The sequence below is a fragment of the Mesorhizobium sp. B2-1-3 genome, from assembly GCF_006442495.1.
Taxonomy (GTDB): domain Bacteria; phylum Pseudomonadota; class Alphaproteobacteria; order Rhizobiales; family Rhizobiaceae; genus Mesorhizobium.
The window spans coordinates 72,934-82,892 of sequence record NZ_VFWL01000023.1; the positions used below are offsets into that span (position 1 = coordinate 72,934).

The following is a 9,959-nucleotide window of genomic DNA, read 5'->3' on the forward strand; positions in this document are numbered from 1 at the left end:
GTCGTCGTTGAGGCCCTGCTCGCATGGGGGGCAAAGCCATCGTCGAATGTTCAGCCTAACTCCTCCACGGTTGGGATTCTCAATGGAACCAGCCCGCTGGCACGGTCACCAATGCCGGGAACAGAACCAGCAGCACGATGAGGACCATCTCGGCCAGAAGGAAAGGCCACACACCTCTCAGGGCCGACCCCATTGAAACTTTGCTGATTCCGCACACCGTGTTGAGGACAGTTCCGACAGGGGGCGTAATCATGCCGACCGCGGCGGTCATGATGAACATGACCCCAAAATAGATCGGGTCGATCCCGGCCGCCGTTACGAGCGGCATGAGGATGGGTACCAGTATGGTGATCGAAGGTGCGAAATCGAGCACCATGCCGATGACAAAGATCGCCAGAACGATCATGGCCATCAGCAGGATCGGCATATCGATGAAAGGACTGAGGAGAGTAACGAGCTGGGCGGGCAGACTGGCGATCGTCATCATGAAGCCGGTGACCACGGAGGCTGCCACCAGCAGCATGATTACTGCCGTCATTCGACCGGCGTCGAGCAGCGCGTCAAAGAGCAGCCGCGGCGTCAGCTCCCGATAAACAACCATCCCTACGAACAGAGCATAGGCGGCAGCAACAACGCCGGCCTCCGTGGGAGTGAAGATGCCGAACCGCAGTCCGACCAAGATAATCACCGGCAGCATCAACGCCCAACCGGCGGTCAGAATGGCTTTCGGGATGTCCCTGCGCGGGAGTTTGGGCTGGACCGCCGACGTTTCCTTTCTGGAGACGATCCACCAAGTCACCACCAGGCTCAGCCCCATCAGGACCCCTGGCACGATTCCGGCGAGGAATAGGCCGACGATGGAAATGTTTGCGGTGACGCCCAGGATGATGAATCCGACAGAGGGCGGGATCACGGGGGCAATGATGCCCGTCGCCGCCATCAAGCCCGAGGCGCGACCCATGGTGTAGCCCGCATCGCGCATAAGAGGGATCAGCATGACGGCAAGCGTCGCCGTATCCGCGATTGCCGATCCGGAGAGGCTGGCCATCAGCAAGCCCGTGCCGATCACCACGTAACCGAGGCCGCCACGTATGTGACCGAAGAGCGCCAGGGCCACGTTCACGATGCGGCGAGAGAGGCCGCCGGCATTCATGAGCTCGCCGGCAATGAGAAAGAACGGGATCGCCATCAGCGGATAGCTGTCCGCGCCATTGACCAGCCGCTGCGCGAGGATCTGAGCATCCAGATTTCCCATTAGCAGCATCATCGCAACCGCCGACAGCATCAGAGCGAAGGCAATGGGAATCCCGATGCCCATTGCACCGAGGAGGGAACCTATGAAGATCAAGCCGCTCACGGTGTTTTCTCCGAAGCAAGCGCGAGGGGCACGACCGGGAGCGGCTCAACATGCACCACCCCCGACCAGGGGGCGGGCAGGATGCCGCGCAGCGAGCGCCACAGATCAAGAAGGAGGATCAGAGCCATCATGATGGCGGCGGTGAGCCCCGCGGCGTAGATGGCGCCGACGGGAATTCCCGACAGCGCTTGGACGTTGCCCCATTCGATCACGGTGAGTGACCAGCTGCCTTGTGCCAGGAGCCAGCAGCACCAAAGCATCAAGCCATATGAAACAAGAAAGCAGATGAAGCGCGCCCTGCGAGGCAACCGGACCACCAACGAGTCGACGCCGAGATGCGCGCCCTTGGCTAGGGCCACCACGGATCCCATAAAGATGATCCAGACGAGGACCACACGTGAGACTTCAACGGCAAACGGGATGCCTGAGCTGAAGCCGTACCGAAGCACGACATTAGTAAAGATCAGGAGGCTGATGACGGCCATGCCGACAACGACGAAGACGTCAAAAGCCTTGAAAAGCCACTGCAACGGTGTGGTCATAACTGCTCCCAAAAAGACTGCGCGCGCATGCAACGACCCTCGCCCATTCCGACGAGGATCCGGAGACCAAGAGCAAGGCGCTTCCAGCATGCTGGCCGGGCATGGACGCCCAATCGCTTGATGAAAGCCTGTCCTGCTCATCCGGCCGAACAGCGCGCAAGGGGTAAAGACAACGATCCCTCCAACCAGTATGATAGAAGGTCTCGAGCGAGCTCCCGGTGTCAGACACCTTCCACGACGGCCAGATGTGCCTTGGCATGCTTCTCGCGGGCCTTGATCGCCGTCTGGTACTCTGGAGAGTTGTAGCAGGCGAGAGCGGTCTCGTAGTCCTTGAACTCGATGACCGCCAGGCGGTTCGCGTGAGGGCCCTCCATGACCTGGCTCGTTCCCGCGCGAACGACGAAGGACGCCCCGTATTTGTCGAACGCTGCCTTGTTCAAGGCAATGTATTCTTTATAGCCCTCATGGTCCGCGATATCGACCATTGCAACCCAGTATCCTTTTTTGGTCATCTGCTTCCTCTCCCACAGAAATTCCCATACCCTCTCGCGGAAGATACGGACGTCCCGATGCATTCAAATTCGCCACAAGTGCGTTTGCCGTTGATCCTCCTCGATCACACGGCTAGAACCGAAACTACGACGCTGACTACAATATGGACAGCTTGTCCAAAAGCGTGTAGTACCACCATGTTTCGTTGTCAAGCTTGCAAGGAGATGCGCCATGGGCCTAAGTGAGCTCCAGGACGAAGCCGATGAGAGAGCTTCTACTCACGTGCAGGGAGCGGCCTCGTTCTCGAAGTTCATCACGGTGCTGCAGATCATCGCGGATGCCCCTGGAACCTTGGACATTGCCCAACTGACAAAGTGCGCGCCATTTCCCCGGGGGACGGTCTACCGTCTCGTTTCGGCGCTCACGGCGGAGGGACTCATCACACAGTCGGGAGAGGGTGGAACGTTCCGCTTGGGGCCGCGCCTCCTCCAGCTTGCTGCCAAGACCTGGGAGGACTCCGACTTGCGGACGATCGCCAGGGATTTTCTGGTTTCGCTCCGCGACGCAACCGATGAGGCGGTTCACCTTGCGGTGCCCAGCAACAACCGGATGGTCTACATAGACAAGTTGGTGGGCTCCAGCAGGGTTCAGATGAAAACCAGCATTGGCGGCCAGGTTGAACTTCACTCGACATCCGTGGGTAAGGCGTGGCTGTCTGGTCTGCCAGACCAGCGGCTGTTGGAAGTCATCAAGAGCCTGGATCTGAGACGCCATACCGCCAAGACGTTCACGACACCCGAAGCGCTGTTCGATGAGTTGAAGCGGACGCGCGAGCAAGGGTTCGCGTTCGATGACGAGGAGAACGAACCGGATATCCGCTGTCTCGGCAGCCCGATCTTCAATCGTTCGGGGGAACCGATCGGAGCGGTCAGCATCAGCATGCCGGTGTACCGGCACGACGCTCGGCGCCACGAGCTCTGCGCAAGGCTGGTGCGTCAAACGGCGAAACAGATCAGTGGCGAATTGTCCAGGATGGTGTAGCGCCGGGCGCGCCACCGCGTCCATCGCCACCATCGACGTACCGCTTTAACGGCATCGCTATCATTCGACGCTGAGGAAGATGGCTGATCCAACAGCACCGAAACAGCCTTGGGGGCCGTTCAAGCCAGGTCAGTCCGGAAACCCGGCAGGCAGGCCCGAAGGGGCCCACAACAAGCTCGTTGAAGCATGCCTCGAAGACATGCTCGCGGATTGGGAGGCCAACGTGCCAGCAGCCATTGGCAAGAAGCGAGAGAAAAAGCCAGACGCACACCTCGAAATCGCCGCTTCGATCCTGCCGCGAGACTTGCCGCACCAGATCGACAAGCGGCAGCCCTTCGTCAATGCCTTCGCCCACCGCTACAACCGTCACAGGGCACACGACGCTCTCGACGAATCAACTAAGCCGAGTATCTCAAGACCTTCAGCGGCGCGCCCCGCAGGCCTCCTCACATGTCTTGAACCAGGACATCCTCCAGGATGACACCAAGCGAACTCACTGTGCCGGAATGGCTGCGACGATCTCAGGCGATAGCCTGGGTGACATTGCTTGGCATGCTCTTCCATATCGCATTTGCTTTCGGACACATCGATGGCCCGACGCATAGAAACGGCTTGCTCTTATCCAGCTTCGAGCGGTCGCTCGCAGGATCCGGAGAAGGGCCCGCGTCGGGGCACCACGACGACAAGTCCCAGGGCCGTTGTGACATATGCATCATCGGCTCCATGGGAGCCGCACTGCCGGCGCCTGCGGCAGTTCATGTCCTTTCCGAGCTCACCTTCTACGCGATCGACTGGGTCGCGACTGCGGCGCGCCCGGACCCCAGAGAACTCTCTTCACACTACGACATCCGCGGCCCTTCGCGAGCTTGAATGGATGGCTGAACTGCCGCTTCTCGCGGTCGCGCAACGCGCCGACACTTGTTATGGCGGCTAATGACCATATCGATCTGGAGAGACAGAGATGGGATTGCATCACCACACCGGGACGTTGTTTGCCGCTGGCATGTTTATTGTTATTTCGACGGCGCACGCAGAAGAAGATCGTCGAGAGCTTGGACCACATGTCCATGGACACGGGACATTGGCGATCGCTTTCGAGGCCAACAATGTTGAGATGGAGCTCGCTGCCCTTGGCATGGATATTGTCGGGTTTGAGCACGAAGCTGAAACCGCGGAGCAGAAGAGCGCCGTCGAGACCGCGCTCGCCGACCTTAAGGAACCCTTGAAGCTCTTCGCGATGCCCGACTCCGCAGGGTGCACCGTCACCTCCGCCGACGTCAAAGTCGTCACGGAAGAACATGAGGACCACCCTGCTACCGCGGAGGCTGGTGAGGCCGCGGGTTCTGAAGAGCACGGGACCCATCACACCGAGTTCCGAGCAACTTATGCTCTCGCCTGCGCGGATACTGCCCAGGCCGCGTGGCTCGACTTCCCCTTCTTCGATCGCTTCGCCGGATCCTGGAAACTCGGCGTGACGGTCGTCGATGCCAATGGACAGACCGCTTTCGAGGTGTCCCGCGAGGCGCGCTATCTGGAGAGATGAGATGAACGCGGACGCCGCGACGGACGCCGTGCGCTTGCACGGCGTCGAATACAGGTGGAACGCGCGAGACCCGTTTTGCCTCTCAATCGGCGAGTTCGAAGTTTCCCGCGGTGAGCGTCTTCTGCTGCTTGGCGCATCCGGTAGCGGAAAATCGACGCTCCTCAGCTTGCTGACAGGCATCGCGTTGGCGCAAGCTGGGCGCTTGGAAGTCCTCGGGCAACGGCTTGACGAATTGAGCGGCAGCGGGCGCGATCGGTTTCGGGCGGAACATTTTGGCATCATCTTTCAGATGTTCAATCTTCTTCCCTACGGCGCCGTCATCGACAATGTGCTGTTACCGCTCAGCTTCGCGCCGGAACGTCGCGCCCGCGCAACGGCCGCGGGAGGCGCGGAGAGCGAAGCCCGGCGCCTCTTGTCGGCCCTGGGACTTCCGGCGGATATCGGGCAGCAGACGGCGGCCACCCTGAGCGTCGGTCAGCAGCAACGCGTCGCGACGGCGCGGGCGCTCATCGGCTCCCCCGATATTGTTGTCGCCGACGAGCCTACATCGGCTCTCGACGACGATCGGCAGCAGGATTTTCTCGACCTGCTGTTCGGCCAGATCGAGGCCACAAAGGCAACTCTGATCATGGTCAGTCACGACCGCCGCTTGGCGCAGCATTTCACGCGGGCGATCCAGCTCAACGACATCCTTACAACGTCGAAAAGCCGAGCCCGGGCATGATTGTCGCACGTCTCACTCTGCAATCGCTGCGCAACCGCTGGATCACGGTGTTGCTGACGATCCTTTCGATCTCCGTCAGCGTCATGCTTCTGCTCGGTGTCGAGAAGGTGCGCAGTGGCGCGCGAGACAGCTTTGCCGGGACCGTGTCTGGTGCGGATCTGGTCATTGGCGCCCGATCGGGTGCCATGCAGCTCCTTCTCTACTCGGTGTTCCGCATTGGCAACGCGACCAACAATGTCACCTGGCGCAGCTACGAAGACATCGTTTCGCGCCCGCAGGTAGCCTGGGCAATTCCGCTTTCACTTGGCGACAGCCATCGCGGCTTTCGCGTCATCGGGACGACTCCGGATTACTTCGAGCACTTCCAATATCGCGGCGGCCAGGCCTTGACGTTTGCCGCAGGCGCACCCTTTGACGACCTGTTCGATGTCGTCCTCGGCTCGGATGTTGCGAGCCGGCTTGGCTATTCCATCGGCGACAAGATCACTGTCGCGCACGGTGCGGGCTCCCTTGGGCCGCAGCATGACGACCTCCCGTTTCGCGTGTCCGGCATACTGGCACGTACCGGCACGCCGGTGGACAAATCCCTCCATGTCAGTCTCAAGGCTATCGAGGCCATTCATGTCGACTGGCGGTCCGGTTCACGGATCCCGGGACAAGTTACACCGGCCGACCGTCTGCGGCAGATGACCATTGCTCCGAAGGCGGTAACCGCCGCGATCATCGGCTTGAAGTCGCGCCTGCAAGTCATCGGGTTCCAGCGCGGCGTGAACGAGTACAGGGCCGAGCCTCTTTCGGCTGTGCTGCCGGGGGTCGCCTTGCAGGAGATGTGGGGACTGGTCGCCACCGCCGAGACCGCATTGCTTGGCGTCTCCGCGATGGTCGTGGTGACCTCGATGCTCGGCTTGTCGGCAATGATCCTGTCGACGCTCAACGAGCGACGGCGTGAGATCGCGATATTGCGCTCGCTGGGGGCAAAGCCCGGCACGGTTGCAGGACTTCTTGTCGGAGAGGCGACACTGCTGACAGTAGCGGGAATCGCAATAGGAACGGCGGCACTTTATGCGGTCCTGGTGGTGGCCCGCCCGCTTGTTGACAGACAGTTCGGCATCGACATCGGCATTCAGCCCCCATCCGCAACCGATGCCCTGTTGTTATTGGCAATATTGATCGGCGGGATGGCCGCCGGGTTCCTGCCGGCCTGTCGCGCCTACAGGATGTCACTCGCAGATGGCATGATGGTGAGAACATGAAGACTTCCGGATTCCTCGGCAACGCGAGGTCGATGTTGCGCTGCATCGCTCTCATCCTGGCCGTTTTGGGCGCGGGCTGCGGCGCGGCATTCAGCGAGGCCGCAACCCAGCTGAAATGGGAGATGCTGATCCCGCCGACAGAACCGCTGGCAAATTTCCCGGACGAACTTCCTTTTGAGCAGCAGGAGGCCCTGAGAAATGTCCTATACTGGAAAGGTCACCCGTCGGGCGAGTTGAGCGAAGAGTTTGCCCTTCAGCGCGACGAAGCCAAAAAAAGGGTCGACGCCGACAGGGAGAAACTTGCAAAGCAAGGCGTCGATCTTGATGCGCTTTACGAACGATACGTCGCCTGGGCTACGGAGATCGAGAGGCGTGGAACCCTCACCGAGAAGAAGTTGGACGGGGCGCAGGTAGCCATCGCCGGCTATCTGCTGCCCCTGGATTTTAACCCGGACGGTACGACGGAGTTCCTGCTGGTCCCCTATTTCGGTGCGTGCATCCATGAGCCGCCACCGCCGCCGAACCAGGTGATCTACTTGAAATCCACCGCTCCGTACGCGCCTGCGGCCCTGTTCGAGGGCGTGATGATAACCGGCACGATGCGCGTGCAGTCCGAAAGGAAAGACCTCTCCTTTGTGGACGGTTCAAGCGAAGTTGCTTCGGGCTACGTCCTGGAGAGCGAAAGCATCGAGCCCTATCAAGGCGAAGGTGGCGGGCAATAGTGGCCAGTCCTGCGGAGGCGATGCCAACCGCCAGTCCGCGGGTCAGAGGCAGGCACGGACGTGGATGGATGCGCTCAGCGAAACCCGGTGACCCTGAGCACCTCCGCCGGCGAGGTGAGACCTTGCCCTGCCTTCCTGGCACCGTCATGCGCCATCGTGCTCATGCCCCGCTCCAGCGCGAGCGCTTCGATCCTGGAGTGGTCTGCTCCTTGTGAAGCGAGCTCGATGATAGCCTCCTCGAGGACCAGGATCTCGAACACGGCGATGCGGCCTCGATACCCGGTGCCGTTGCAACGGCCGCAGCCCACTGCGCTGAACACTTTCTGGCCCTGGGAGAACCCGACGGCCTGGTAACGCGAGTCGGAGGAGAAAGTCTCGGCCGGAAGAATTCCTTCCTGCTTGCAGTGATCGCAGAGCCGCCGCAACAGGCGCTGGGAGATGATGCCGCGTACGGCGCCGACCAGCAGATAGGTCTCGACACCCAGGTCGCGCATACGGGTGAAGGCCGCCGCCGCGGTGTTCGCGTGGACCGTGGTGAGAACGAGGTGTCCGGTGAGCGCTGCCTGGACGGCGGCCCGTGCCGTCTCGCCGTCGCGTATCTCGCCGACCAGGATCACGTCGGGGTCCTGTCGCACGAACGTCCGGATCGCGGATGAGAAGGTGATGCCGATCGCCGAGTTGATCTGCGACTGCACGATGCCGGGGATCTGGTACTCGACGGGATCCTCGATGGTCACGATCTTGCGGCCCGGATCGTTTAGCTTCGAGAGCGCGGCGGCGAGCGTCGTCGTCTTGCCGCTGCCGGTCGGGCCGGCGACGGCGATCATTCCGTGGGTGTGCTCAAGGAGCCGGTTCAGCGTCTGCCGTTCCTGGTCATCCAGGCCCACGCCCGCGAAATCGAGCAGGACGCTGTCGCGGTGCAGGATGCGCATGACGACGGTCTCGCCATGGATGGAGGAGAGGGTGGCAACGCGCAGTTCGACTTCGCGGTCGCCGATGGGAAGGCGCATCGCACCATCCTGAGGCTTGCGGCGCTCGGTGATGTCGAGGCCGGCGAGAACCTTGATTCGCGACACGATCGCATCGCCCATTTCGTGCGGCGGCGGAGGCATGATCCGCAAGACGCCGTCGATACGGAAACGCATCACGAGCCGTCCGCGCATCGGTTCGAGGTGGATGTCGGTTGCCCTCAGGTCGAGCGCGCGCCGGAAGATGTCGTCGACGACAACCACAACCGGCGCGCCGCTCGCGAGATCCCGCAGGCTTGCGATAGCCGCTTCGGAGGTTGCTCCTTCGCCGGTGGCCTGGGCAACGTCCTGGGTGCCGGAAAGACGTTCCAAGCAGGATTCCAGGTCGGGTGCGGGAACCACGCAGACCTCGACGTCACCGTCGAGAACGGATCGCAGCGCCTCTATCGGGTCTGCGTCTCCAGGGTGGAGAACCCCTATGACGGCGCTCCCGTCAGGCGCCGTGAGCGGCGCGATCCAGTTCTCCACAAGAAATCGGTTTGAGAGATTCTGCGCGACGGGCCTGTAGTCGGCGAGTTGGTGCCGGTCGAGAAGCCGCACGCCATAATAGGACGACAGGAAGCCTGCGAGGGCATCGGCGTCGACGATCTGCGCTTCGATCAGGCGGTGCAGGTCGGAGGCTCGCGAGGCCGTGCTCTCACCGAAAAGGCCCCGCGTAGCCTCGCGGCTCGCCAGTCCGGCACCGGCCATGGACGACAAGAGCGAGTGTAAGTCTGTAAGCTGTGGGTTCATTGAACGTACCTGTCGCACTTGACCCTTGAGCACAATGGACGCCGGCTTGCGCATGCCGAATCCGTCTGTCGGTTTAGTCCGCAGAGCGGTCTGCCTGACGTACGATTCCGGACCCGGCGGTTCCCCGGAAAGCTGCGCCAGACCAGAAGGCTGTGCGGTATGGGTGTCAAGAGCCCGTGCCCTTCTACTCCCACCAGACGGTGAACCGGGTGCCACACGAGGTAGCGATTGAGAATCTTTCGCTACACCCACATATCGCCGCCAATATTGCGGAACCCCACTCGACCAAGGCAAGCGTCACGCCCGCCAGCAGCTGGTGGGAAATCGTCATGACCCATGCGACCGTGACGATCGTAGCCGAGGGCCGCAGACTGCGCCGCGTTGGAATGAGCAGGCTTGGAGTGGCTGGAGCCCTTCCCGCTTCATCGCCTTGCCGGGCGTATCAATCTCAGTGATCCATGGCCTTGACGATTTCCTCGGTCATCTTCTTGGCGTCGCCGAGCAGCATCATGGTGCCGTCCTTGT

General features: G+C 61.5%; 10 protein-coding genes. 6 read left to right on the plus strand and 4 right to left on the minus strand.

Translation table 11 applies throughout. The features are described 5' to 3' along the window. Nucleotides 1-79: 79 nt before the first annotated feature. The 3 genes from FJ973_RS27925 to FJ973_RS27935 form a co-directional block, all read right to left on the minus strand. Nucleotides 80-1,357, minus strand: a complete 1,278-nt coding sequence (locus tag FJ973_RS27925; protein WP_140558620.1) for a TRAP transporter large permease subunit — start codon at nt 1,355-1,357, stop codon at nt 80-82. Next, on the minus strand, nt 1,354-1,899 hold the full coding sequence (locus FJ973_RS27930; protein WP_181170968.1) for a TRAP transporter small permease: 546 nt from the start codon (nt 1,897-1,899) through the stop codon (nt 1,354-1,356). Before FJ973_RS27930 ends, FJ973_RS27925 begins: the two co-directional genes overlap by 4 nt. Nucleotides 1,900-2,120: 221 nt before the next feature. Then, the gene (locus FJ973_RS27935) at nt 2,121-2,411 is read right to left on the minus strand and encodes a DUF1330 domain-containing protein (RefSeq protein ID WP_140558623.1); all 291 of its coding nucleotides are present in this window, start codon (nt 2,409-2,411) and stop codon (nt 2,121-2,123) included. Between the two features lie 211 nt (nt 2,412-2,622). Here FJ973_RS27935 and FJ973_RS27940 point away from each other — a divergent pair, with 211 nt between their 5' ends. The 6 genes from FJ973_RS27940 to FJ973_RS27960 all read left to right on the plus strand — a co-directional run bounded on the left by FJ973_RS27940 (nt 2,623) and on the right by FJ973_RS27960 (nt 7,674). Continuing rightward, on the plus strand, nt 2,623-3,432 hold the full coding sequence (locus FJ973_RS27940) for an IclR family transcriptional regulator (RefSeq protein WP_140500977.1): 810 nt from the start codon (nt 2,623-2,625) through the stop codon (nt 3,430-3,432). A 79-nt stretch (nt 3,433-3,511) separates the two neighbouring features. Continuing rightward, nucleotides 3,512-3,913, plus strand: coding sequence for a DUF5681 domain-containing protein (locus tag FJ973_RS31055; RefSeq protein ID WP_181170969.1), 402 nt, complete (start codon nt 3,512-3,514; stop codon nt 3,911-3,913). 480 nt (nt 3,914-4,393) lie between these two features. After that, complete coding sequence (locus tag FJ973_RS27945; RefSeq protein WP_140558624.1) at nt 4,394-4,975, plus strand: DUF2796 domain-containing protein; 582 nt, start codon at nt 4,394-4,396, stop codon at nt 4,973-4,975. 1 nt (nt 4,976) lies between these two features. After that, complete coding sequence (locus FJ973_RS27950) at nt 4,977-5,699, plus strand: ATP-binding cassette domain-containing protein (RefSeq protein WP_140500970.1); 723 nt, start codon at nt 4,977-4,979, stop codon at nt 5,697-5,699. A 47-nt stretch (nt 5,700-5,746) separates the two neighbouring features. Continuing rightward, nucleotides 5,747-6,952, plus strand: a complete 1,206-nt coding sequence (locus FJ973_RS27955) for an FtsX-like permease family protein (protein ID WP_224519201.1) — start codon at nt 5,747-5,749, stop codon at nt 6,950-6,952. Then, complete coding sequence (locus FJ973_RS27960; RefSeq protein ID WP_140558626.1) at nt 6,949-7,674, plus strand: DUF3299 domain-containing protein; 726 nt, start codon at nt 6,949-6,951, stop codon at nt 7,672-7,674. Before FJ973_RS27955 ends, FJ973_RS27960 begins: the two co-directional genes overlap by 4 nt. 74 nt (nt 7,675-7,748) lie before the next feature. Here FJ973_RS27960 and FJ973_RS27965 read toward each other — a convergent pair whose 3' ends face one another. Beyond that, entirely contained in the window at nt 7,749-9,434 is a 1,686-nt protein-coding gene (locus FJ973_RS27965; RefSeq protein WP_181165437.1) for a GspE/PulE family protein, read from the minus strand. Between the last annotated feature and the right edge of the window lie 525 nt (nt 9,435-9,959).